Origin of the sequence: Luteolibacter sp. Y139 (genome assembly GCF_038066715.1) — a bacterium.
Lineage (GTDB): Bacteria > Verrucomicrobiota > Verrucomicrobiia > Verrucomicrobiales > Akkermansiaceae > Haloferula > Haloferula soli.
In genome coordinates this window covers 133,232-157,026 of the sequence record NZ_JBBUKT010000010.1, presented here as the reverse complement: position 1 = coordinate 157,026, position 23,795 = coordinate 133,232, and the positions used below count along the sequence as shown (strand labels likewise).

General features: G+C 62.6%; 19 protein-coding genes. 10 read left to right on the top strand and 9 right to left on the bottom strand.

Going from position 1 to position 23,795, the window contains the following annotated elements; translation table 11 throughout:
- Positions 1–11 precede the first annotated feature (11 nt).
- From ftsA to WKV53_RS21940, 6 genes are all read right to left on the bottom strand, one after another.
- A complete protein-coding gene (gene ftsA / locus WKV53_RS21965) occupies positions 12–1,211 on the bottom strand; it encodes a cell division protein FtsA (protein WP_341406960.1) in 1,200 nt (399 codons plus the stop codon).
- A 9-nt stretch (positions 1,212–1,220) separates the two neighbouring features.
- Entirely contained in the window at positions 1,221–2,207 is a 987-nt protein-coding gene (locus WKV53_RS21960) for a cell division protein FtsQ/DivIB (RefSeq protein ID WP_341406959.1), read from the bottom strand.
- Positions 2,208–2,220: 13 nt separating this feature from the next.
- The gene (locus WKV53_RS21955) at positions 2,221–3,141 is read right to left on the bottom strand and encodes a D-alanine--D-alanine ligase (RefSeq protein ID WP_341406958.1); all 921 of its coding nucleotides are present in this window, start codon (positions 3,139–3,141) and stop codon (positions 2,221–2,223) included.
- A gap of 1 nt (position 3,142) precedes the next feature.
- Entirely contained in the window at positions 3,143–5,440 is a 2,298-nt protein-coding gene (murC, locus tag WKV53_RS21950; RefSeq protein ID WP_341406957.1) for a UDP-N-acetylmuramate--L-alanine ligase, read from the bottom strand.
- Positions 5,440–6,546: an undecaprenyldiphospho-muramoylpentapeptide beta-N-acetylglucosaminyltransferase gene (murG, locus tag WKV53_RS21945; protein ID WP_341406956.1), complete on the bottom strand. Its 1,107-nt coding sequence runs from the start codon at positions 6,544–6,546 to the stop codon at positions 5,440–5,442. Before murG ends, murC begins: the two co-directional genes overlap by 1 nt.
- Before the next feature lie 896 nt (positions 6,547–7,442).
- Positions 7,443–8,234, bottom strand: coding sequence for a histidinol-phosphatase HisJ family protein (locus WKV53_RS21940; protein WP_341406955.1), 792 nt, complete (start codon positions 8,232–8,234; stop codon positions 7,443–7,445).
- Between the two features lie 88 nt (positions 8,235–8,322).
- Between WKV53_RS21940 and WKV53_RS21935 the strand changes: the two genes are divergently transcribed.
- Positions 8,323–9,399, top strand: coding sequence for a phosphate acyltransferase (locus WKV53_RS21935; RefSeq protein WP_341406954.1), 1,077 nt, complete (start codon positions 8,323–8,325; stop codon positions 9,397–9,399).
- A gap of 317 nt (positions 9,400–9,716) precedes the next feature.
- Here the strand turns inward: WKV53_RS21935 and WKV53_RS21930 are convergent, their stop codons facing one another.
- Entirely contained in the window at positions 9,717–10,478 is a 762-nt protein-coding gene (locus WKV53_RS21930) for an endonuclease/exonuclease/phosphatase family protein (protein WP_341406953.1), read from the bottom strand.
- Positions 10,479–10,794: 316 nt separating this feature from the next.
- Here WKV53_RS21930 and WKV53_RS21925 point away from each other — a divergent pair, with 316 nt between their 5' ends.
- The 7 genes from WKV53_RS21925 (at position 10,795) to WKV53_RS21895 (ending at position 17,699) form a co-directional block, all read left to right on the top strand.
- Positions 10,795–11,175: a DoxX family protein gene (locus tag WKV53_RS21925; RefSeq protein WP_341406952.1), complete on the top strand. Its 381-nt coding sequence runs from the start codon at positions 10,795–10,797 to the stop codon at positions 11,173–11,175.
- Positions 11,168–12,322 (top strand): low temperature requirement protein A, encoded by a 1,155-nt coding sequence (locus tag WKV53_RS21920; protein ID WP_341406951.1) that lies wholly within the window; start codon positions 11,168–11,170, stop codon positions 12,320–12,322. The genes WKV53_RS21925 and WKV53_RS21920 overlap by 8 nt, the downstream gene beginning before the upstream one ends.
- Before the next feature lie 77 nt (positions 12,323–12,399).
- Complete coding sequence (locus tag WKV53_RS21915; RefSeq protein ID WP_341406950.1) at positions 12,400–12,900, top strand: hypothetical protein; 501 nt, start codon at positions 12,400–12,402, stop codon at positions 12,898–12,900.
- 39 nt (positions 12,901–12,939) lie between these two features.
- Positions 12,940–13,335 carry a VOC family protein gene (locus WKV53_RS21910; RefSeq protein ID WP_341406949.1) on the top strand — a complete coding sequence of 132 codons (396 nt, stop codon included), beginning with the start codon at positions 12,940–12,942 and terminating at the stop codon, positions 13,333–13,335.
- A gap of 80 nt (positions 13,336–13,415) precedes the next feature.
- The gene (gene pgsA / locus WKV53_RS21905) at positions 13,416–13,997 is read left to right on the top strand and encodes a CDP-diacylglycerol--glycerol-3-phosphate 3-phosphatidyltransferase (RefSeq protein ID WP_341406948.1); all 582 of its coding nucleotides are present in this window, start codon (positions 13,416–13,418) and stop codon (positions 13,995–13,997) included.
- Positions 13,998–14,245: 248 nt separating this feature from the next.
- Complete coding sequence (der, locus tag WKV53_RS21900) at positions 14,246–15,766, top strand: ribosome biogenesis GTPase Der (protein ID WP_341406947.1); 1,521 nt, start codon at positions 14,246–14,248, stop codon at positions 15,764–15,766.
- A 952-nt stretch (positions 15,767–16,718) separates the two neighbouring features.
- Positions 16,719–17,699 (top strand): ABC transporter ATP-binding protein, encoded by a 981-nt coding sequence (locus WKV53_RS21895; RefSeq protein ID WP_341406946.1) that lies wholly within the window; start codon positions 16,719–16,721, stop codon positions 17,697–17,699.
- 134 nt (positions 17,700–17,833) lie between these two features.
- Here the strand turns inward: WKV53_RS21895 and WKV53_RS21890 are convergent, their stop codons facing one another.
- Positions 17,834–18,688 carry a histone deacetylase family protein gene (locus WKV53_RS21890; RefSeq protein ID WP_341406945.1) on the bottom strand — a complete coding sequence of 285 codons (855 nt, stop codon included), beginning with the start codon at positions 18,686–18,688 and terminating at the stop codon, positions 17,834–17,836.
- A gap of 497 nt (positions 18,689–19,185) precedes the next feature.
- Between WKV53_RS21890 and WKV53_RS21885 the strand changes: the two genes are divergently transcribed.
- Positions 19,186–19,506: a DUF485 domain-containing protein gene (locus tag WKV53_RS21885; RefSeq protein WP_341406944.1), complete on the top strand. Its 321-nt coding sequence runs from the start codon at positions 19,186–19,188 to the stop codon at positions 19,504–19,506.
- A 4-nt stretch (positions 19,507–19,510) separates the two neighbouring features.
- Positions 19,511–21,124, top strand: coding sequence for a solute symporter family protein (locus tag WKV53_RS21880; protein ID WP_341406943.1), 1,614 nt, complete (start codon positions 19,511–19,513; stop codon positions 21,122–21,124).
- A 153-nt stretch (positions 21,125–21,277) separates the two neighbouring features.
- On the opposite strand, the gene WKV53_RS21875 is transcribed toward WKV53_RS21880, so the two are convergent.
- Positions 21,278–23,791, bottom strand: a complete 2,514-nt coding sequence (locus tag WKV53_RS21875; protein ID WP_341406942.1) for a fibronectin type III domain-containing protein — start codon at positions 23,789–23,791, stop codon at positions 21,278–21,280.
- Positions 23,792–23,795: the final 4 nt, after the last annotated feature.

Here is a 23,795-nt window from a genome sequence, read left to right as displayed (position 1 = left end):
GCCGGGGTTGGTTACTTTGAGAAGGGCCAGAGGCGGCGCAGGAAGCCGCGCTTCGGTTCGCGCTCGGCCTCAATGATCTGCGCATAGCGGATCAGGCCGATGGCGGTGGTGAACTGGGGGTCCTTGAAGTTCGCTTGCACGCCGCTCAGTTCAGGCGGCTCGGGACGATAGATGTCCCGCTTGAAAATATCGTGCGCCAGCTCGCCGAAGCCGCGCATCAGGCTGCTGCCACCGGACAGGAAGACGCCGGTGCCCACGCGCTCCATCGCCCCGTCGGGCAGGCGGCGCAGCAGCAGCTTCAGCGTCTCCTCCATCCGCTGGCGGATGATGTCGTTGAGAAGCTGGCGCTTCACGTCGGCTTCCGCGAAGCCCTTGTCGTCGGCCACCTTGATCACGCCCACCGAGCGTGCCGGATCAGCGGAGGCGTCGCCCTCGCGGACCTTCAGCGTCTCCGCCTTTGAGAAGGCAAGGCCGGTGACTAGGTGAATGTCATTCGTGATGTGATCACCGCCGACCGGAATGCAGCCGGACGCCTCGATCGCACCATCGAGATAAAGTACGTAATCCGTCGTACCACCGCCGATGTCGATCACCAGCGCCCCGCGCTCCTTCGACTCGCGGTCGAGCGCCACCTGCGCCGAAGCGATCGGTGCGAACACCAGGTCATCGATATCCAGCGGCATCTCCCGCACGCACTTGATCTGGTTCTCGATCCGCGAGCGGATGCCGTGAATCACGTGGAAATCGGCATCCACCGTCTTCCCCGAAAGCCCGACCGGCGACGTCGCGTGCTCGAAGCCATCCACCCCGAAGCGGCGGATGATGTGATGCAGGTAAACATGGTCCGCCGGGATCGCCACCGCCCGGGCGATCTCCTTCGCCTCCTGGACATGATTCGGCGCGATCACCGACTCGTCGTCCGGCAGACGGAAGCTCCCGCGATTGTTCACCCCATGAATGTGCGACCCGGTGACCGAAAGATAGACGCTGCCGATTTCGACATCGCTCGCATCCTCCGCCTTCACCAGCGCATCCTTCAGGCAAGCGCGCACCTGCGGGAAATCATAGATCTCTCCCTTGCGCACGCCCACGGACTTCGACTGGCCGACGCCGAGGATTTTCACGGAGCCGTCGGATTTCACCTCTCCGACCACCATGCAGATCTTGCTGGTGCCGATTTCAAGGCCGACGTGGATCTTGGAGCGAGGCATGGGGGTGGTTCAGCGATTCAGGAGATTTTGGAGGTCGCGGGAGCGACGGTTCGGCGTCACACGCACAGGTGCGGATGCGGGTGCTGCCTCCTCGCGCGGGATCGCACGCGGGGCGCTCTCGGCAAGGAGGATGACGGGGATATTCCGCTCGGGAATGAGTTCGATCGAGGCGATCTGCTGGTTCTGCGTGCGCGCATGCTCGAGCGCCGCACGCAGGTCGCTCATCTGCCTCTCGTGATCGCCGAGGCCGAAGGAAGCAGCGGTCCCATCGTGCGAAACGAGTTCCAGCGACCACGAGCGGCTCTGGCGCAGTGTGTCGATCCACTTGTCAGCACCTTCGATCTCGTTGCAGGCGACGTGGTAGAGACGCATCAGGCGGTCGAACTCGGGATGCACCACTTGTTTTCCGGCAACGGGCATCTCGCCTCCTTCACCGAGTTGCAACACCGGCAATGCCGAAGCCTTCTCCAGCAAGGCTGGCGGGCAGCGGAAGGCAAAACCATTCCGGTCCACCAGCAGGCCCTTCTCCGGATCTCGCGCCGCGACACCGTGCGCTGGCGAGGAAACCCACGCATGCGGTTCGCGGGCAATCGCTTCCACGATCAACGTGCCGGGGAATTCGCGGCGGACCTTCACCGACGCCAGCTCGGGCAGCGCCCCCAGCTTCGCCTGGATCTCCGCGACATGGCAGTCGAAGAGGCTGCCCTTCAAATCAATGCCCGCCACTTGAACCAGCCGGCGCTCGTCGATCGCGGGATTCGGCGTCAGCTCGATCGCCTGGAGCCGGAACTCCTCGTTCTCCAGCAATCCACGACGGATCCCGTACTTCACGCCCCACACCGCTCCACCGAGGAGGGCCAGGATCACAGCGACCCGCACCATCTTGCGGCAGTTCTTCACAACGCTGTACCAGACAATGCGCGGCGAGACCACCTTCGCCTGAAGCTCGATGACTTGGCGACGGTGTTGAACGCGGGAGGTGCGGCGCTTGAACATGGTGGGAGGGTGGTTACGAACGAAGGGCGAGCGACAGTTCGGCGATCTTGAGGCAGAGAGCGGTAAAGTCGATCCCGTGGGCAGCGGCGGATTTTGGCAGCAGGCTCGTCTCCGTCATCCCGGGAATGGTATTGGCTTCAAGGACGAAAGGATTGCCCGCCGCATCCAGCAGCACATCGACGCGCGAGTAAACCTCCACGCCCAGCGAACGATGCCCCGCAAGCGCAGCCTCCTGCACCCGGCGCGTCGTCTCGGCATCGAGGTCGGCCGGGCAGTAGTAATCACTGCCCACTCCCCCGCTCAGCCACGGATACTTGTTCGCCATGTCGTAGAAGCCATCGCGCGGCGCGATGTGAACAATCGGCATCGCCGTGTCGTCCAGAATGCCCACGGTGAGTTCCTTCCCTTCGACGAAAGCTTCCACGAGGATGTCATTGCCATACTTGGCAGCAGTCTCCATCGCGGCCATCGCCTGCGACTCCTCCTTCACGATCGTCACTCCCACGCTCGACCCCTCGCGCGGCGGCTTCACCACGAAGGGCACCGGAATGGAAGGCAGCTTCGGACCATTCGAAACATCCACGATCTCAGAAGCCGGCGTCGGCACGCCCGCAGCGAGGAACTTTTCCTTCGCGAGATTCTTGTCGAAGGCGACGCGGCTGCTCGCCACGCCCGCACCCGTGTAGGGGATCCCCTTGTTCTCCAGAATCGTCTGGAGCTGGCCATCTTCGCCAAAGGTTCCGTGAATCACGTTATACGCGAGCCCTGTCCCAGCCGGCAGCTCAAAGTCCGGTCCAGCGACGTCTACGCCAACGGCATTGTAACCCGCGGTTTGCAGCGCCTTGAGCACGGCCTTTCCCGACGCCAGCGAAACCTCGCGTTCAGAGCCGGGGCCGCCCATCAGGACGGCGATGAGGAGATCCTTGGAGATCATATCAGAAGGTAAATTCGTCTTCACCGAGGACTTTCACCTCGGTCTCGAGTTCGATCCCGCGGGTCTCGCGGGCCACGGCCTTGATACGCTCGATCACTGCAAGCACTTCGCTTGCCGTCGCGCCGCCGCCGTTGACGATGAAATTGCCATGCACCTCGGACACGCGGGCCTTGCCCTCGTTGCTGCCTTTCAAGCCAAGCTCATCCACCAGCTTGCCAGCAGGCGTCTCCTCCGGGTTCTTGAAGATGCAACCAGCACTCGCCGCGACCGGTTGGCTTGCCCGACGCTTCGAGCGAGAAGCATCCCAGCGCCCTTGGATCGCCTCCGCCGTATCCGGCTTGCCTTCGAAGGTTGCCTGCAAGGCGAAGTTCCGCCGCAGCTCCGGCACATCGCGGTAATTCGCCACGATCTCCTCGCGCGAGCGCACACGGATCTCACCATCCTCGTCGAGGAAGGTCACGCTGACCACCTGGTCGAAAGTCTCGGTCCCCATCGCGCCCGCATTCATCCGCAGCGCGCCACCCACATTCCCGGGAATGCCTTCCATCCACTCGAAGCCACCGATCCCCGCCGCTTGCGCGACACTCGCCAGCTTCTTCAAGCGCACACCGGCACCGGCGATCACCTTGCCATCCTCGGCACGGCACTCGGAGAAAACACCACCGCTCGGATGCACCACCGCTCCGCGAATACCGCCGTCGCGAACCAACAGGTTCGACCCGCGACCCACGACACGCAGCGCGATACCACGCTCACGACAATGACTCACCACCGCCGCAAATGCTTCAAAACTATGCGGCTCGATCCAAAACTGCGCCGGACCACCCACCAGCATCGTCGTATGCCGGCGCATCGGCTCATACAGCTTCGCATCGATCTCATCCCGCGGCGCGAGCCGCAGGATCTCCTCCAGCACCTTCAGATCATTCGCGATCCGCGTGCCCGCTTCATGGACGTTCCCCGCACCCAGCGTAATCAGTAGATCCCCCGGCTCCAGGAAATTGCCCACCACATGATGCGCCGTTGCCAGACTCGGCAGCGAAACCACATCACCATCCCCGTAAGCCTTCGCAGCATCGACAATCGTCGCGCCGCTCACGCCCGGAATCGGCAACTCGCTCGCCGGATAAACATCCGTCACGAACACCTTGTCCGCAGCCTGCAACACCTTGCCGAAATCATCTGCCAAAGCCTGCGTCCGCGTGTAGCGGTGCGGCTGGAAAAGCACCACCACCCGCCCCGGCTTCAAGGACCGCGCCGTCTGCAGCGTCGCCGCCAATTCCGTCGGGTGATGACCGTAGTCATCTACGATCCGCATCCGCTGCGACAGATACTTCGTTTCGAAACGACGCTTGGCACCCGCAAACGTATTCAGCGCCCGCGATACCAATCGGAAATCCGCACCGAGCTTGTCCGCCGTGGCAATCGCCGCCAGCGCATTGAGCACATTGTGGCGTCCCGGAATGCCGAGCTCCACATCACCCAGAATCTCACCATTGCGAACTACGGTGAATGCAGTAGCACCGCGCAGCTCGCGAATCTCGGCCGCCGTGTAGTCCGCACCCGACCAGCCGTAGCTGACCGCCTGGTCGGACTTCGTCGCGACCTCCGTCGCCACCGCGCACTCCTTGCAATACACCACCGGCCCGGACGTCTGGCTCACCAGCGTCGCGAAGACCGCCTTGATCTCATCCAGATCCTTGTAGTGATCGAGATGCTCCGCCTCGATGTTGAGAATGATCGAGCACCCGGGACGATAGAGCGCCAGCGTGCCATCGCTTTCATCGCCTTCCGCCACCATCCACTCGCCGTCTTCCGACCAGCGGGCATTCGTGCCGAGCACGGGAATTTCCGCGCCCACATAGTGACTCGGCTGCAAGCCGCCTTCGCGCAGCGCATGCGCCACCATCGAAGACGTCGTCGTCTTCCCATGCGTCCCCGAAACCACGATCCCCTTCCGCGTGTGAAGGATCGCCGCGAGGCACTCGGCCCGGCGGATCACCGGAATCCCGGCCTCCTTCGCCGCAGCATAAGCCGGATTCTCCGGACGGATCGCCGAGGAATACACCACCACGTCCGCGCCCTGCACCGCCTCCGCCGTGTGTGGCGAAGAAAATACGAGGCCAACCTTCTGCATCCGCTCCGTTTCACCCGAAGTCACGCGGTCCGAGCCACTGACACGGTGCCCCATGCCCAGCAGCAGCAGCGCCAGACCGCTCATCCCCGAGCCAGCCACCCCGATCAGGTGGATGCGCAGCGGATGGTCGCGGTCGGTCAGCTTGGAGCTCAGGTCGTTCATTATTTCCGGGAAAGGGTCGCTTCGATCGCATCGCAGACCCGCGCGGCAGCGTCGGGCACGGCAAGCGAACGGGCCGCTTGTGCCATGCGGTCACGCGTTTGCAAGTCGCTCATCAGCGAGGTGACGCGAGCGGCCAATTTCGCAGCATCCAGCGCACCTTCCGGCTCCAAAAACGCAGCGCCGGCTTTTTCAAAAACTTCCGCATTCCGCGTCTGGTGATCGTCCGCCGCATACGGAAACGGCACTAGGATCGAAGGCAGCCCCAGGAATGAAAGCTCCGTCATGCTCGATGCCCCCGAACGCGACAGCACCGCATCGGAAATCGCATACGCCGACGGCATGTCATCGCAAAATCCCACCACGCGATAGCCATCGCGTCCGGCCGCCTCTTCCTCCACCCGCGGCTGATCCAGCGGCCCCGCGATGTGCAGCACCTGCGTGCCCTTCGGAAAATCGCCGAACGCCATCGCCACCAGCGAATTCAAGCGCCGTGCGCCCTGGCTTCCACCGGTCACCAGCAGCGTCGGCCGCGACGGATCGAGCCCAAACTTCGCCGCCGCATCCTTCCGGCTCGGCAGCGCACGCATCTCAGCCCGCACTGGTGTCCCGGTCGCAACCACATCCTTGCCCGGGAAAAATCCCCGCGCCGGATCCATCCCGATGAAAACCTTCCGGCAAAACTTCGCCGTCAGCCGGTTCGCCTTGCCCGGCAGCGCATTCGAATCGTGCACGAACGCTGGCAGCCCACCCCGCTTCGCCGCCCAACACGGCGGCAGCGACGTAAAGCCGCCCATCCCCAGCACCGCATCCGCCTTGAATTCCTTCAGCAGCGAGCCGCAGCGCCCGGTCGTCCGCCACAGCTTCCACAGGAAGGGCAGCATCTTCGGCGAAAAGGTCGCCGGCTTGCCAATCGCCGGCACTGTTTCAAACCGATACTGCGGATACTTCCGCCGCGCCTCCTGATCGATCTTTTTCTCGGAGATCAGCAGCAGCACCTCACCGCCGCGGGCCGTCCACTCCTCCGCCACTGCCAAGCCCGGGAAGAGATGCCCCCCCGTGCCGCCGCACGCGATTACCAACGACGATTTCCCGCCTGAATGCTCCATAAATCCGTTATCCGGAGCCCCCCAGCCAAGGGTGCCGCACGGCCATGGGAAAGAATGCAACATTTCTTGATTATCAACGCAATCGCCAAAACGGCCGCACTCGCGTTTTAGGCGTCCTTTTTGTCACCCGAAAATCGCCCCGCCAGCACCGGATCCCCCAACCCGTCGCACTTTCAGAATTTGTAGTCCCAGACCCCTACGCCGGTCCGATTTTGAGAACCATGTGGTGAAATTCCATTGAACCGCCAATCCCCTGTCTCGGAATCCACCAAATCCGGATTATTAATATATCCTAACCAAATTCGCATTTCGACTGATTTTCAATACTTTACCAATCAAAAAGGCTTCCGAACCTGAAAGTCTGAAAAAGGGAAACATATATCCTCCTACGCGATCACGTACCACGAAAGACCTTGTCGAATTAAGCCATCGGGTGTTGGATCGCCTCGTTCCCAGCGAACTTACCTGAAGCGAAGGAAGCCCCCCGACCGACGCCCAAGGGATCAGACGAACCGACCGTGGGATTTCCCCCCAACTCCCAAGGCCGGTTCGCCCGAGAAACCGGCTCGATTCCCCCCAGAACCCGAGCCGGAAGATTTCCCCCGACAGTGTGTGTGTTAGTGTGTGTTGTCAGCCGCCCGGCGGGTCAAATCCCCCGATCCGCCGGGCGGCTTGCTCCTCCACAACCAAAGCGGCCCCCGCCGCCGCTACTCCCCCTCACACACACGTCCCTTTCCTTTTTGAGGCTGGCTCTCTCCCCAGAGATTCTCTCCCCAGAGAACTTCCGCCACCCTTGCTGAAGCGACCGATCCGGCTCCATCGGAGCTGTACGTAGTCCCGCCTTCAGGCGGACCGAACGGTCCCTCCAAGTCCGCCTTCGAGCGGAAACGAGTCCACTACAGCCCCACCGCACGCCGAGCCCGCTTCTCAAAAAGCTGCGTCTCCGAGTACCCCGCCGACCTCGCCCACCCGATCGCCTTCTCAAAATCCCGCGCCACCTCACCCGGCGCATGCGCATCCGACGAGATCACCAGCGGCACCCCCGCCCGGCACGCCAACTCTAGGAACTGCGGATGCGGATACGCCTCCGCACACGGCTTGTGCCACCCCGCCGTATTCAGCTCAATCGCACACCCCGAGCCCGCAATCACCTCGATCACCGGCTCATAAAACCGCGCCAGATCACCCTCCGGCCGATGGGAAAACTTCTTGATCAAATCCGGGTGCCCCAAAATGTCGAAAAGCTGGCTCTTCGCCATCTCCGCGTAGGTTTCCCAATAGCTCCCCCACACCGCCTCCACATCCGTCTCCGCCCAGCGCCCCAGCCACTTCGGATTGTCGAAATCCCAGACGCCCAGGTAGTGCACGGACCCGATCAGGTAATCCCACGGATACCGCCCCGCCAGCTCCTCGATCCAGCCCTCACATCCCGTCAGCCAATCGCACTCCATCCCCGCCCGCACCGGCATCGTCCCCGCCACGGCCCGCGCCCGCTCGATCCACTCAAAATACGCTGGCAGCTCGCTCTCCAGCATCCGCCAGTCGTCAAACGGCTCCGGCCGGGCCGGCGCGTGATCCGAGATCCCGTATTCCGTCACCCCCGCGGCCAGCGCGGCGGCGATGTACTGCTCCGGTTCTCCCTCCGCGTGGCGGCACAGCGGGGTGTGGGTGTGGTAATCAGCCGGCACGTCGGAAATGTCGCAGGGATTCGGGTTGCTTGACTTTCGTTAGGGATACTAGAGTCCCTCACACACGCAAGTACTGCCGGGATTTCCGATGAGCCAAGACCCTTCCAGCCCCGTCGCCGTGGGCAATCCGTTCACTGACTACCTGATCGCAAAGCTCCGGAGCCACCCGAAGCGGATCGTTTTCACCGAAGGCGAAGACCTGCGCGTCCTGCGCGCCGCCGAGCGCCTCGTCGCCGCCGAAGCCGCCGTCCCGGTCCTGCTCGGCTCGCGTGACAAGATCCGCGCCTTGGCCGCCGACAACGGCATCAGCCTGAAATTCACCAACGTCATCGAGCCCTCGAAGTCCTCCGATCTCGGGCTCTTCTGCCAGCGCTTCGCCAAGGTCGAGCGCTACCGGAACAATGTCGCCGCCGACCCGGCTGACGTCGTTTCCCGTCCGCACTATTTCGGCGCCATGATGGTCCAGTATGGCCAGGCGGACGCCCTCGTCGGCGGCAATCAATCGCTGCCCGCCACCCTCTTCCGCGCGCTGATCCACACCATCAAGCCGCTCCCCACCGTGCCGAAGATGTTCGGCATCATGGTGCTGGTCGCCCCGCACCTGCAGCACTTTGGCAAGGAAGGCATCCTCTTCATGGCCGACTGCGGCCTGCTGCCCCAGCCGACCGTCGATCAACTCGCCACCATCACCATCGAGACCGGCAAGCTGGCCAGGCACTTCCTCGGCCGCGAACCGAACATCGCCCTGCTCAGCCACTCGACCAAGGGCTCGGCCGGCACCGAAGACGCCCGCAAGATGGCCGCCGCCGCCGCACTGGCGACCGACAAGGCAAAGGAGGCCCATCTCGACTTCAATATCACCGGCGAAGTCCAGGCCGACGTCGCCCTCGATCCCACCGCTTCGGAAATCAAGCTCCCGGACGCGCCGCATCGCGAACCCGCCGACGTCCTCGTCTTCCCGAACCTCGACGCCGCCCACATCTCCCTGAAGCTGCTCCAGCACTGCGCCGGAGCCCTCAATTACGGCCAGATCCTCGCCGGCCTCGCCCGCCCCTGCGCCCAGGTCCCCCGCACCGCCAGCGAAGAAACCATCTTCGGCACCGCCGCCGCCGTCGGCGTGGAAGCGATCAAGTATCACCAGCTCTACCCAGACGGCGAAGTCTGAGGAGTGCCTTTGAAAGGCAGGGACCTTTCTCCGAAAGGTCCGGCTTCTGGCGGCCCTTGTTAGGGAATGCTGCGACTCGTCGCAGCCATAAGGAGTGTCGACATTCTGTCGACGCGGGGTGGATAGAACATCCACTCTCCTAATCTTCCACTGCTCTTCGTCCCAACGGGACGGCTCATAAAAGCCTGGCACGCAGTGCCAGGTGGAACGCCCCAGACCACCGCGTCCTGTAGGGACGCCTCATGCGTCTAACGGCTGAATTCCCGATTCGGCTCCGGAGAATCGGTTCGGCACCGCGACCTGCCTCCGATCGCTCATCACTTCCCCTCCCCAAACCCCACCGTCACCACGATCCCCCGGTGATCCGAAGCCACCGCCTCCGGCAACACCATCACCGGCGCCTCCGCCTTCACCCCGCGCAGGAACACATGATCAATCTCCACCTTCGGTTCCCCCGCAGGACAAGTCAGCCGCGGTTCACTCTTCCCCACCGGCGTCAACGCCTCGCCTAACACCTTCAGCACCGGCGACTCCGGCACATCATTGAAATCGCCTGCCAGGATCAACGGCCCCTTCACCCCAGCCAGCTCTTTCACCAGCGTCTCCGCCTGCTTCAGCCTCCGAGCATCCTGCTGATGATCCAGATGCACGCTCACGATTCGCAGCGGCTGATCGTCAAACTTCACCACCGCCTCAAACGCAATCCGCGGCTCCCCATCCCCCGGCAACCGGTAAACCTTCGTCTCCCCTAGCGGCTGCTTCGAAAGAATCGCCTGCCCATACCCACCGCCATCGAAATCCATCGCCTTGCCAAAGGCCTCTGTTAGACCGGTCAGCTTCGCCAACTCCGCCGCCTGATCCACCGAGCCACTCCGGCGGCACTTGTTGTCCACCTCCTGCAGCACCACCAAATCCGGCTTCTGCTCCCGGATCTGCGCCGCGATCCGCTCCAGATCCAGCTTCCCGTCCTCTCCCACCCCGTGATGCAGGTTCCACGACATCACGCGGATCCCCTTCATCGGCTCGGCAACAAGCGGCAAGGACGACAGGCACAGAAGCAGGGCAAGACGAAGCATCATGATCGAGAGCCGGAATACGCAGAAAATCCCGCCATTGAATCGCTTTTACGTCAAAAAATTCTAACATGCCTCACGCCGCCCCGTCCCGGAGGGACCACGGAACTTAGCCGGTGGCGTAGGTCACCGGACCGGACCGGATGCGAACCAAAAACTCCCCCCGCCCCGGCAGGGGCGACGGACGACCGGGATTCCCCGCCCGCCACCGGAACTTCCACCACCTCTCCGGGTTCCCTCCACACAGCGCATTTGCCCTGTGGCCATCAAACTGCTTATCTATCATCTCCGGCCGAGATATCCTCACGCCGTCTCCCCTCCCATGAAGCAACCGATCCCTTATGTCGTCGCCCGGATGCTCATCGCCAGCGTGTTTGTCGGCCTCGGGGCCGAGCGCCTGTTAGTCAAAGCCGGTGTCTTGAATGGCAGGACTCCCCCGGCTGTGGCTGGCACCCTCCTTTCGATCTTCGAGCTCTTGGCCGGCATCGCCATCATGGTCGGCTGGCAAGCCGGACGATTGTCGCTGCTGCTCATGGTCTTTCTGACAGTGGACGCCTTCATGGCCCACCCCTTCTGGACCTACGGCGGCGTCGAGCAGCATGACCAGCTCCTCCACTTCCTGAAGAATCTAGCCACCATCGGCGGACTCCTGCTACTCTCGTGGACCGAAGCCGCGCGCCCGGCCCGGCAAAGCCATGAATGATCTGCTGCGTCCCCGCCACGGCCACGCCTCTGAGAAAGTCTCGTTCGTCGAGTTGTTCTTCGACCTCGTCTTCGTCTTCGCGGTCACCCAGCTCTCCCACTCGCTGATCGGCCACTTCTCCCTGATCGGCGCGCTGCAGACCCTCATGGCGCTGCTTGCCATGTGGTGGGTCTGGATCTTCACCGCATGGGTCACGAACTGGCTGGATCCCGAGAAACAGCCAGTACGCTGCCTGCTGTTAGTGATGATGATCGTCGGCCTCGTCTTCTCCGCTGCCATCCCCAATGCCTTCGGCTCACGCGGTCTCGCCTTCGCAGGCTCCTACGTCACCCTCCAGCTTGGCCGCACCCTCTTCTTTCTGTGGGCGGTAAAGAACGAGCCCGGCATCTTCCGGGGCTTCCAGCGCATCATCTGCTGGCTCGGTGCCGGCAGCATCTTCTGGATCATGGGAGGTTTCATGGAAGGCAGCTCCCGCATCGCCTGCTGGGGACTCGCGCTGCTGATCGAATACATCTCCCCATCCGCCGGCTTCTATGTCCCGGGACTCGGCAAATCGAGATCCACCGACTGGCAAGTCTCCGGCCATCACATGGCCGAGCGTTGCGGCCTCTTCATCATCATCGCCCTCGGCGAATCGCTCCTTGTCACCGGCGCCACCTTCAGCGGCCTCGAATGGACCACCCCGCTGATCTCCGCCTTCGTCGCCCTCGTCCTCGGCAGCATCGCCATGTGGTGGCTCTACTTCGACACCGCCTCCGACTTCGGCACCCACGTCATCTCCTCCTCGGAAAACCCCGGCCATCTCGCCCGCCTCGCCTACACCTACCTCCACCTCTTCCTCGTAGCCGGCATCATCCTCAGCGCCGCCGCCGATGAATTCGTCCTCGCCCACCCCACCGGCCACACCGACGCCAAAACCGCCATCGCCCTCCTCGGCGGCGCAGCCCTCTACCTCCTCGGCAACGTCCTCTTCAAGAAAGCCATCTCCGGAAGAACGCCATGGTCGCACCTCGTCGCCACCACCGCACTCGCCCTGTTAGGCGCAGCCTCCGCTCACCTCGCTCCATGGCTGCTCGCAACCTTCACTGCCCTCGTGCTAGTCGCCGTCGCATGGTGGGAACGCCACTCCCGCTGCCTCCGGGATTGAGCCGAAACGAAACATCTTCTATCGAAACGCTGCACCACCTTCTTGCCACACATCGGCGAACCGTCCACCTTACCGTCATGTCCCTGCGTCGCATCGCATTCACCCTGAGCCTCGCCACCATCGGACTAGTCGGCTGCAACTCATCTCCGACGACCTCACAATCCCGAGAGGCATCCTCTTCAGTCGATTCATGGTATCACCCTGTAACTGATCGGTCGCTTTTGGATGATGGAGCGGACTTGCCAACTGAGGACATCTTCCGGGTTTCACAAGACCATCTGTCCTCCGCAGAGAAGCAATTGCAGGATGTCGACTGCGTCGAGGTCACACTGGAACAGGCCGACGAGTTGATCGGTTTCCACATCGATCCACGAAACGGAATGCGACTCTTTCTCGTTCGGGCGGTTGCGCTCAATCCCGACACCGGCCACTTCACGGGAACCTTGGCTGGCTCCGCACTATCAATCCACCACGGATCTCTCGGGCGCTCTGCGGTCCCCATGAAGCGCCAGCCATTGGTGATCCGGCTGTCCAAGAAGCCGGAGAAGGTTTTCGTCTCCTGTTCCATGGCCGAGTGAGGACAATAACGCCGACTAACCAGCCGCCATCCGCACCTAATGCATCTCCCCCGCGCCATCGAAATCCAACCGCGGCTCCCCGTCTCGGCCCTTGTCCCTTCCTATCGCTTCTACCGCGACGTCCTCGGCTTCGAATGCCCTGACGGCGAGCCCCTCGAATCCGCAGGCTTCGCCATCCTCCAACGCGACACTATCGGCCTGCAACTGGTGACCGCCGGCCCCGATCACCCCGCCGGCCAGATGACCGTCTGGATCCACGTCGCCGATGCCCTCGCCGAGCACGACCGCATGAAGGCCCACACTCCCATTGAATGGGGCCCTGAAGTCTATTGGTATGGCTGCCGCGAGTTCGCCGTCCTCGATCCAGACGGCCACAGCATCATCTTCTCTTCCCCTACCGACGAGCCCCCGACCTGCCGGGAAGAAGATCCCTGAAGCCACACTTTCCCGGGATCTCAAGCTTCAGAAAGCTTACCAGTCGCAAAAACTTCCATCCCGTGCCACAGTGGCGGCGGATGACCCTAGCCAGCAAGATCACGCTCGGCCGCATCGCTCTGGTGCCGGTGTTTGCCGTGTACGTCGCTCGCTACGGCATGAGCGTCGCCTACGGCACCCCGCAGGAGAGCCTCCGCTGGACCGCGCTGGCCCTCTTCATCTTCGCCTCCGCCACCGATGGCGTCGATGGCTGGATCGCCCGCCGCTTCAACCAGAAGTCGAAATTCGGCGCCTTCATCGACCCCCTCGCGGACAAGTTCCTCCTCATCACCGCCATCGTCTTCCTCAGCGCCTTCCCCTGGGGTGCCGGTGACTGGCGCATGCCCCCGTGGTTTGCCTGGCTGGTCATCACCCGCGACTCCCTGATCGTCCTCGGCATCATCCTCGTGAAACGTGCCGCCCACGACGTCCACTACTCCCCCCACTGGACCGGCAAGGTCTGCACCGTCACCCAGATGATCGCCATCGGCTGGGTCATGCTGAAGGTCAATATCCTCCCCCCGCTCTACCCCTGCCTCCTCGCCGCCCTCTTCACCCTCTGGTCCGCCGTAAACTACTACCTCGAAGCCTCCCGCCAGATCCGCCAGCGCGCGGCAACTTGATCGCACGTAGCGAAGGGCAGGGATCCGCTGCAGTGGTACGTAGTCCCGCCTTCAGGCGGACTGGAACGGTCCTGCGAGCCCGCCTGAGGCCGAACTACTAGCCACCTGAACGCGTTTCCCTCTCAGTATCCACGAAACCACCGAAAGCCCCATCCCCGGCTCTTCTCTCGCCCATTCCGCCCATTTCATCATCGATTCCTCCCCGTAAAGCCCTTGCCGCGAGCGTTTTCCTCCCCTAAGCCCCTCCCATGCCCACCGTAGCCATCGTCGGCCGCCCCAATGTCGGGAAGTCCGCGCTCTTCAACCGCCTCGCCAAGCGGAAGATCGCGATCGTCCACGACCAGCCCGGCGTGACCCGCGACCGGATCTCCGCACCGTGCATGGCCACCGCCATTCCCTGCACCCTCATCGATACCGGTGGCATCGGCGGCACCCTCGAAGACGGCTTCGCCGAAGCTGTCACCATCGAGGCCGACATCGCGATGCAGACCGCGGATCTCATCCTTTTCGTCGTCGACGCCCAGACCGGCCTCACGCCAGTCGACCTCGACCTCGGCGGCAAGCTCCGCAAGGCCAAGCCGCCGGTCATGCTCGTGGTGAACAAGGTCGACGAGGACAAGCACACCAAGAACGCCGACGAATTCAGCCGCCTCGGCTTCGGCGAAGCCATCCGCGTCTCCGCGGAGCACGGCAAGGGCATGCAATTCCTCACCGAGAAGATCGATGAGTTCATGAAGCCACTCGTCGGCGAGATCGAGGAACTCACCGCCCAAGCCGAGGAAGTCGGCATCAAGCTCGCCATCATCGGCAAGCCGAACGCAGGCAAGTCCTCGCTCGTGAATGCCATCCTCCAGGACCAGCGCACCATCGTTTCCGAAATCGCCGGCACCACCCGCGATGCGATCGACCTCCCCTGCGAGTTCGCCGGCGAAAAATTCACCCTCATCGATACCGCCGGCCTCCGCCCGCGCTCGAAGCAGGACACCTCGGTGGAAGTCTTCTCCGCCATGCGGACCGACCGTTCTGTTAGACGCGCCGACCTCTGCATCCTCGTCATCGACCTCGCCGCCGGCATCACCGCCCAGGACCGCAAGATCGCCCAAAAGATCCTCGAAGAGAAAAAGCCTTGCCTCATCGTCCTGAACAAGTTCGACCTCTATCACCCCGACGCGCCGATGAAGGCCCGCAAGGAAGAGGCCAAGGAACACGTGGAGCGCGAGCTCTTCTTCCTCTCCTACGCGCCCGCCCTCACCGTTTCCGCCAAGAGCGGCCAGGCCGTCGAAACCGTGCTCAAGGAAGTCCTCAAAATCCGCAAGGCCGCCCAAAACGTCCCAAGCACCGGCAAGCTCAACCGCATGCTGCACGACGCCTTCCAGATCAACCCGCCTCCCACCGACCGACGCTCGGCCAAGCGCCTCAAGCTCTACTACGGCACCGCCGCCGTGGACGAAAAATACCGCACCATCCCGGTCCCCACCTTCGTCCTCTTCGTCAACGACAAGTCGCTCATGCCCGCGAGCTACGAGAGCTACCTCTCCAACCGCCTCCGCGAGTTCAATCCCGTCCCCGCCGTCCCCGTCGTCTTCTCCGTCCGCTCCCGCGACCGTCGCGAATGGGAAGAGCGCGACACCGGCACCGGCCGCCCCGGCAAAAAGCCCGTCGGCAAACCCGCCGCCAGAAAGGCCGGCAAGCCCACCGGCAAGAAGCCAGCCGCCAAAAAATCCTCCGGCAAACGCCCGGGAGGACCTCCCGGCAGAAAGAAGAAGTAAGAACAGCTGGTTCCGCGAACCAATCCCGCACCACCGCGGCCGCCTGCTCTTCACCCCAACGGGACGGGCCCATTATTCCTCCCAGCGGAACCGCCCCACATTCTTCGTCCCAACGGGACGGCTCATAAAAGCCCGGCACGCAGTGCCGGGTGGAATGCCCGAGATCCCCGCGTCCTGCATGGACGCCTCATGCATCTAACGGCTGAATTCCCGGCCCGGATCGGACCTTCCGTGAAATCGTTCTCCGCGCCGGACGAAAACGCCGCCTTCCCCTCCGACTTCCCTTTCGTCGACTTCCCTACACCCCCGGAGAAGCCTGAAGGGTATAGGGAAACTCATGCGGATCCCCGGACCACTCCCAACGGCCCGCAACAGTAGCGGGAACTCCAGACTCGTTCCCCCACAGACCATAGACGTGTCCGTCCCAAGTGAAGAAGTAGACCCCGTTCTCGCCATAGATCATCCTCCGGATACCCCACGTCGAAATACCATTCTGTTTAAGGCCGTCATACCAGTCAGTCAGGTCGAGCCGATTGATTCTGTATCGGGTGAACTTCAGGCTGCCGTCGGCCGATACGGAACTCATCTCCACGGGATATAGCGGGAAGACTAGACACCGCAGGGATACGACCGCGCCAAAGCAGATCGCCAGCAAGCGCCATCGTCGGCGCCTCGGTCTTCTCTCGGACAACTGGTCAGCCGCTACAGGAGAATAAGGAAGCTCGGGAGCCGGTTGCATCAATCTCGGAAGCCTATACCGATACGATTTCCCCGAGTCCATCCAACGCCCCACAGGCGCGAATTTTTCACATCGCCTTTACCAAAAAGCCACCACCGGCGCAGCGCCCGGTCAAAACTCGGCATAATCCCGCTTTCCCCCAAACCCATGCTGGCAATCCAGCGCCCGGTCCTTTAGCTCACGGCAAGGCTCATTTCCTGCTCGATCCGCGCCATGCCCTTGCTCGACGTCCGCAACCTCACCACCCGCTTCCACACCCGCAATGGCATCGTCCACGCGGTCGAAGACGTCTCCTTCTCCGTCGATGCCGGCAAGACCCTGGGCATCGTCGGCGAATCCGGCTCGGGCAAGTCGGTCACCTGCTACTCGCTTCTCGGCCTCATCCCCCAGCCTCCCGGACGCATTCACGCCGGTACCGCGATGTTCGACGGTGTCGATCTCCTCAAGGCCAGCGAGAAGCAACTCCGCCGCATCCGCGGCAAGCGCATCTCGATGATCTTCCAGGACCCGATGACCTCGCTGAATCCCTACATGCGGGTCGCCGAGCAACTCATCGAGCCCCTCGAACTCCACGAAGGCATCAAGGGCACCAAGGCCCTCGATCGCGCCATCCAATCCCTCGCCGAAGTCGGCATCCCCGACCCCGAGAAGCGCATCCAATCCTACCCGCACGAATTCTCCGGCGGCATGCGCCAGCGCGTGATGATCGCCATGGCCCTCATCACCCGTCCCGAGCTCCTCATCTGCGACGAGCCCACCACCGCGCTCGATGTCACCGTTCAGAAGCAAGTGCTCGATCTCATCCGCGAACGCCAACGCGAACTCGGCACCGCCGTCATCTTCATCACCCACGACCTCGCCGTCGTCTCCGAAGTCTGCGACCATGTGAACGTCATGTACGCCGGCCGCATCGTCGAAAGCGCACCGAAGGCCGAACTCTTCTCGCGCCCCCTCCACGCCTACACCCGCTCGCTGCTGAAGAGCATTCCCGCCATCCACAAGAAAGGCGAAGAACTCTACACCATCCCCGGCCTCCCGCCGGACCTCTCGAATCCCCCCGCCGGCTGCGCTTTCCGCCCCCGCAATACCATCGGCAAGTCCGAACTCTGCCTCACCGAAAAGCGACCCCAACTCGCCGACCACGGCGCAGCCCACTTCGTCCAAGACTGCCCCGGCTGCCTCGCCACCAAGTAGTGGCCTCGGACTCTTCTTGTCCCAACGGGACAATTCATAAAAGCCCGGCACGAAGTGCCGGGTAGGCAAGGCAAGGATTCCGTCTCCCAACGGGAGACCTCATGCAGGGAAGAGCCGTGCCGACCGGCAGCCCCTCACAACCCCCTCAACTCCGCCGCGATCCTCTTCGCCGTCGCCACCGTATTCCGGTGAATCTTCGCCGTGAACTCCGGCTCCCGGTTATACCCGCCCCCATAAAGCACCGCCACCGGCACCCGGTTCCGAATAAACGCCCGCAACAACACCTCATCGCGCCGCTGCATATCCTTCACCGAAAGATGCATCTGCCCGAAGCGGTCATTGCGATGGTTATCTGCCCCCGCGATCCAGATCACCAGATCCGGCGCAAACGTATCCAACGCCGCCGCCAGCGTGCCGAAGAGCTGCTTCAGATACATCTCCCCCTCCACATACCGCACCGTCTCTACATCCATCGTCCCCGCCACCTTCTTCGTCGGATAGTTCCGCCCGACATGGATCGAGTAGGTGAACACCCGCGGATCATCCCCCAGAATCGCCGCCGTCCCATTCCCCTGGTGCGCATCCGTATCCACCACCATCACCTTGATCCCCGGCTGCTTCCCCTGCAGATCCCGGATGGCAATCGCCACGTCATTGAAAACACAATATCCCTCCCCATGCTCGCGGAACGCATGATGAGTCCCCCCGGCTAAACAAACCGCCACCCCCTCCGCCAGCGCCGCATGGCAAGCTTGCCGCGTCGCCTCCACCTCCGTCGCACTCCGGTTGTAAAGCTCCGGCGTAACCGGCAGCCCCAGCTGGATCTGCTCCTTCCGGTCCAGCAGCCCCGAATAGATCCGCTCGATGTAGGCCGTCTCGTGGACCGTCTTCAGCAAATGCGAATCCGCCACCTTCACCTCCACGATCTCCTCCGGCCGCAGCACCCCGCCCTCCAGCAGCATGTCCTTGGAAATACGGAACTTCTCCATCGGAAACGGATGTCCCGACGGCAATTTCAGCTCCAGATCCTGCGAGTAAAAGCAGCGCATTGCTCCCGCCACGCAACCACACCCCCGCCCCCTTGCCCAATGGATTTTCTGCCCATAAAAATCACTCGCGGCCCCGCTTCCCGCCCTCTACCCTCCACGGGCGTCTATCCGTCTCACGCTTAATTACAAATGCCCTCGCGACTACAGTGGATCATGGTTTGGTGTGTCGGTGGCTCATTGGCCGCCTGCGTGTCGCCCGACCAAGGTAAAATCGAGAACGGAGCGATTCGAAGGGACGTGGTCGATACTCCGTTTACTGACGAATTATCAACGCTTCCCGATGATGTGTTTGTCCGTTTGGGCGCGGAGCGGGAGCGGGTGATCAAGGCCGAGGAGAATGACGGTGAGAGCTCCACCCGCGCTCCCATTTCCCCGTGACATCACCCCCTTGGCTCTTTGACAGCCATTCCCCCGGCTGCTAGGCCTCGCGGATTCCAATGGCAAACCCGACCCAACCCGACTGGCAGGCTCTCGCCAAGCTGCCCGCTTTCCACGAGCTGCTGGCGGCCAAACGGCGCTTCATCGTCCCCGCGACGATCTTCTTCCTCGTCTACTACATGGCTCTGCCCGTGCTCATCGGCTACTTCCCGGATCTCATGAAGAAGCCCCTCGTCGGCAAGGTGAACGGAGCCTACCTCTTCGCCTTCTCCCAGTTCCTCATGACCTTCGTCATGGCAGCGTTCTACATGCGCACCGCCCGCAAGTGGGATGCCATGGAGCACGCCCTCCTCTCCTCCATCGAATCCAAGAACGCCTGATCCGATGCTCTCCTCGATCTCTTCCACGACCGCCGCCATCCAGTTCACCCCGGCGCTCGGCATGTTCCTCGCCTTCGTGGCGCTCACCCTCGTCATCACCTACTTCAGCGCGCGAAAAGCCACTGGCTCCGCCAGCTACTTCGCCGCAGGCCGCTCCATCAAGGGCTGGCAAAACGGCCTCGCCGTCGCCGGAGACTACATGAGCGCCGCCAGCTTCCTCGGCATCTCCGGCATGATCGCCTTCAAGGGCTACGATGGCTTCATGTACTCCGTCGGCTTCCTCGTCGCCTACCTCACCGTGCTCCTGCTAGTCGCCGAGCCACTTCGCAATGCCGGAAAATACACCATGGCCGACCTGCTCGCCTACCGCATGAGCCCGCGCCCCGTGCGCGCCATGGCATCGCTCAGCACGCTGATGGTTTCCATCATCTACATGATCGCCCAGATGGTCGGTGCCGGCGGCATCATCAAGGAACTCATTCATGTCGAGTTCGCCCCGGCCGTCATCGGCGTGGGCGCGCTGATGCTCGTCTATGTCGTCTTCGGCGGCATGCTCGCCACCACCTGGGTCCAGATCATCAAGGCGCTCCTCCTCATGGGCGGAGCCTTCGCCCTCAGCTGGATGGTGCTCAGCAAGCATGGTTACAGCATGTCCACCTTCTTCGACTCGGTCTCGCACGCCACCTATGCAGGCACCGCGCCGGCGAAGAACTTGCTCGATCCCGGCCTGAAATACGGCGCCGCCGTCAACCCATGGGGGCCACTCGATTTCATATCCCTCGCACTGGGCCTCGTGTTAGGCACTGCCGGCCTACCTCACATCCTCGTCCGTTTCTACACCGTCCCTGATGCCAAGACCGCGCGCGTCAGCGTCGCCTGGGCCATCGGCGTCATCGGCGTCTTCTACATCCTCACCACCTTCTTCGGCTTCGGTGCCGCCACCGTGCTTCAAAAAGCCGCGATCCTCACCGCCGACGGCAAGGAGAACACCAACATGGTCGCTCCCATCCTCGCCAAGGCCCTCGGCGGCGAGCTCTTCTTCGCCTTCATCAGCGCCGTCGCCTTTGCTACGATCCTTGCCGTAGTTGCCGGACTCACCATGAGCGCCAGCACCTCCTTCGCCCACGACTTCTATACGAATGTCATCAAGCACGGGGCGGAAGCCAAGCCAGGCCAGGAAGTCCGCGTCGCCCGCATCACCGCCTTCTTCGTCGGTGCCATCGCCATCGCCATCGCCATCTTCATGGGCCCCACCGCGAATGCCGCCTTCCTCGTCGGCCTCGCCTTCGCCGTTGCCGCCTCGGCCAACCTGCCGGTGATCCTCTTCTCCGTCTTCTGGAAGCGCTTCAATACCGCCGGCGCAGTCGCCGGTCTCGGCACCGGCCTCGCCTCCGCCGTCATCCTCATCCTCCTCAGCCCGAATGGCATCTTCGGCAAAACCGGAGCCATCTTCCCGCTGGAGAACCCCGGCATCGTCAGCATCCCCCTCGGCTTCCTCGGCGCATGGCTCGGCACCATCCTCAGCAAGCCCGACCCGAACTCCGAAGCCAAGTTCGCCGAACTCAACTTCCGCGCCCAAACCGGCCTCGGCTCCGAAAAAGCCGGCAGCGGCCACTGAAGCCCACAGGGAGCGCGGAATTCATTCCGCAAGAAACCGAGGGAGCTGCACGCCTCCCTTCGAGGCCGCTGCGAAAAAAACCACAGGGACACGACACTCGATCGCGCCCCTGTGGCCAATGCCTCTAGGTTTACCCAAGAAAACGAATTCGACTCACTGAGCCAGGATCTGTCCCGCCTTCAGGCGAACAAAGACTCGCGTCATCACTTGGCTCGCCGTAGCCGTCACCGTCGCGATCCCATTCACCGGCGTTACCGTCGGAATGCTGACCGTCACCCCGCCACCGGGCCCGGCAACACCATCACCTGCATACCACGTGACAAAATCCTGTGACCACTCATAGGAGCCGGTCACATCTGCAAGCGCCGGGCTTGCCTGTGGATGAGAGAAGGTGAAGACCGTCCCATTCTTGGACACCGGGATCAGCGCACCCGGAGTGGACACGCTCGGATTGGTCCCCATGAAGGCCTCCAGCCCGTTGTTCAGCCCATCCCCATCGGCATCCACCTCGAAGCCCGTGTTACCACCCACTCCGAAACCAGCGATCCACCCGGCATAGTTCTGCGTATCTGGCAGAATCAGGAAGTCAGTCGCCGGATTCACCGTTGCGGTCCCCGTCTGGAATGCCACCGCATCGAGGATGCCATCGATCCCCCGTCCCTCGAAGCCCGTACGACCGAAGTAGCCGAAGCTCAGTGTGGTCGGATCAGGCGTGGCGAAAGGTCCGGCAGTCGCCGAGCCGAACGCAACCCCATTCACATACCCTGTCAGCGTCGCAGAGCCCGCATCCCATGCGTAGGCGATGTGAACCTTCACACCGCTCGGCGGTAGCGTGGCATAGCGCTGCTGCACGCTACTACCATTCCAGTAGAACATCTGGAGCACATTCGCATCGAGCTGATCGCGCAGGCGCACGTTGCAGTCCCCCTGGACATCCAGAATCACCGGCGTCGTCGTAGTCGTGCCTGTCGAATGGTAGGTCACCAATGCCTCGGCCACCCAATTCTGCGTGAGCAGGCTGCCGAGCGACGTCGGATTGATGTCGAATCCATCGGGACCGCTTTCATTGCCCGGATTGAGCGTCGCCACGCCGTTGCTCACATTCGGAACACCGTTCGCTTTGAAAGTCCCCGTGGCATCGACTTCACCTCCTCCGAGAGTGTAAGTCGTGCCATCCACCGTGCCGTCGAAGTTGATCAGCAGCTTCGTCTCCAGTGGAGTGCCGGGCAGCGTCGTGATCGTCGACACATTCGAGGGATTGGAAGTCCCTGCCGCATTCACGGCAAGCACCCGATAATCGTAGGCGGTATTCGGCACCAGTCCGGTATGCCGGTTCGTGTAGAAGGTGGTATCCGGCGGCGCGGTAGCCACCGTCACCCAGTTGTTGGCCCCCGCAGGCGAGCGCTGGATCTGAAAGCCCGTCTCCGTCGCGAAGGTGTCGCTCCAGAAGAGATCGACCTCATAGGTAGTGAATGGGATCGCTTCCAAGTCCGTGATCGCAAGCCCCGTGGGAGCGGTTGCAAAGGAATGGTTCTCTTCGCTCCACCCTTCCAGATCCGGATCGGCCACCGTATTCACCCCACGGAAGCGATAGTAGTAGAGAGTGTCCGGCAGCAGGCCGGTAATCGCTCCGCTGACCGGACCGATCGCCTTGGCTCCGAGCGGATTGACAAAATTCCACGCTCCCGCGTTCGTGCCTTTGTCCACGGTGTCCCAGTAGAGGTAAACATCCGCAGCACTCGTGAAGAGATTCGCGCTCGCCTGCGCACCTGTACCCGTGATGCTGGCCACTGCCGCTCCGGACATCGCAGGCTGCTCGGTGCCCGCCAGCGTGACACCCGTCACATCCGTCCAAGTGTCGCCGAAGCGGATCGCATCCAACTCCCCGCTCCCCTGTCCGTTCATCCACAGTAGCAGATGCGTCGCACTCATCGCCGAGTCGACCTCGGAATGGGCACTCCACAAGATCGCCGTCAGGTTGTTGTCGATCGTCTGGTTCGGCGCATAGCGCTTGATGTCGATCTCATCGTTGCCAGTCGCCTTGATCTTGATCCGGCCGACTAACAAACCATGGGCGTTCACCGGATGCCCCGCCTCATACGCGCGGATGCCATAGACACCGCTCTGCTGCGCCCCATCCAATTTCCCATAGCTGATGAAGGGCGAGTTGCCCGCGATGTTGCTGCTCGATCCGATCGGAATCGCATTGTTCCAGGTAAACCCCGCACCGACGAAGTCGGACGTGATCGCGCTGCCCGAGGCAAGACCGACACCCATCGACGTATCGCCCGGATTATTCAGCCGCACGCTGAAATAGATGGTTCGATCCGCCGCGAAGTTGATCGGCGTGGCCAGCGGGCGCGTCGCATAGACGCTCGTGCCCCAGTTGCCCACATTGTTCCAGATGCCACCCAGCCCGCCACCATTGGACGGGAGCCCGGGCAATGTCGCGCCATCCACATTGAAGTTGTTCGCGGTGTAAATACCGGTGCTGCCATTGGTCGCCCAGGCTCCTGTTAGGCCGATGGATGTCGCGGTGCTGCCAGCGCCATTGAGCGTGGCATTCCCGGTGGAGATGTTGTCGAACAACTCTTGAATCAGAACACTGGCCGGTGCCACGGAAACCGTGGCCGCCAATGCGAGGAGGGGTATGAGTTTTGATTTCATGGGT

What these genes read in the sequence shown, in the direction of transcription:
- ftsA (WP_341406960.1), bottom strand. Translation starts at nt 1,211, where the DNA reads ATGCCTCGCTCCAAGATCCACGTCGGCCTTGAAATCGGCACCAGCAAG.
- WKV53_RS21960 (WP_341406959.1), bottom strand. Translation starts at nt 2,207, where the DNA reads ATGTTCAAGCGCCGCACCTCCCGCGTTCAACACCGTCGCCAAGTCATC.
- WKV53_RS21955 (WP_341406958.1), bottom strand. Translation starts at nt 3,141, where the DNA reads ATGATCTCCAAGGATCTCCTCATCGCCGTCCTGATGGGCGGCCCCGGC.
- murC (WP_341406957.1), bottom strand. Translation starts at nt 5,440, where the DNA reads ATGAACGACCTGAGCTCCAAGCTGACCGACCGCGACCATCCGCTGCGC.
- murG (WP_341406956.1), bottom strand. Translation starts at nt 6,546, where the DNA reads ATGGAGCATTCAGGCGGGAAATCGTCGTTGGTAATCGCGTGCGGCGGC.
- WKV53_RS21935 (WP_341406954.1), top strand. Translation starts at nt 8,323, where the DNA reads ATGAGCCAAGACCCTTCCAGCCCCGTCGCCGTGGGCAATCCGTTCACT.
- WKV53_RS21930 (WP_341406953.1), bottom strand. Translation starts at nt 10,478, where the DNA reads ATGATGCTTCGTCTTGCCCTGCTTCTGTGCCTGTCGTCCTTGCCGCTT.
- WKV53_RS21925 (WP_341406952.1), top strand. Translation starts at nt 10,795, where the DNA reads ATGAAGCAACCGATCCCTTATGTCGTCGCCCGGATGCTCATCGCCAGC.
- WKV53_RS21920 (WP_341406951.1), top strand. Translation starts at nt 11,168, where the DNA reads ATGAATGATCTGCTGCGTCCCCGCCACGGCCACGCCTCTGAGAAAGTC.
- WKV53_RS21915 (WP_341406950.1), top strand. Translation starts at nt 12,400, where the DNA reads ATGTCCCTGCGTCGCATCGCATTCACCCTGAGCCTCGCCACCATCGGA.
- WKV53_RS21910 (WP_341406949.1), top strand. Translation starts at nt 12,940, where the DNA reads ATGCATCTCCCCCGCGCCATCGAAATCCAACCGCGGCTCCCCGTCTCG.
- pgsA (WP_341406948.1), top strand. Translation starts at nt 13,416, where the DNA reads ATGACCCTAGCCAGCAAGATCACGCTCGGCCGCATCGCTCTGGTGCCG.
- der (WP_341406947.1), top strand. Translation starts at nt 14,246, where the DNA reads ATGCCCACCGTAGCCATCGTCGGCCGCCCCAATGTCGGGAAGTCCGCG.
- WKV53_RS21895 (WP_341406946.1), top strand. Translation starts at nt 16,719, where the DNA reads ATGCCCTTGCTCGACGTCCGCAACCTCACCACCCGCTTCCACACCCGC.
- WKV53_RS21890 (WP_341406945.1), bottom strand. Translation starts at nt 18,688, where the DNA reads ATGGAGAAGTTCCGTATTTCCAAGGACATGCTGCTGGAGGGCGGGGTG.
- WKV53_RS21885 (WP_341406944.1), top strand. Translation starts at nt 19,186, where the DNA reads ATGGCAAACCCGACCCAACCCGACTGGCAGGCTCTCGCCAAGCTGCCC.
- WKV53_RS21880 (WP_341406943.1), top strand. Translation starts at nt 19,511, where the DNA reads ATGCTCTCCTCGATCTCTTCCACGACCGCCGCCATCCAGTTCACCCCG.
- WKV53_RS21875 (WP_341406942.1), bottom strand. Translation starts at nt 23,791, where the DNA reads ATGAAATCAAAACTCATACCCCTCCTCGCATTGGCGGCCACGGTTTCC.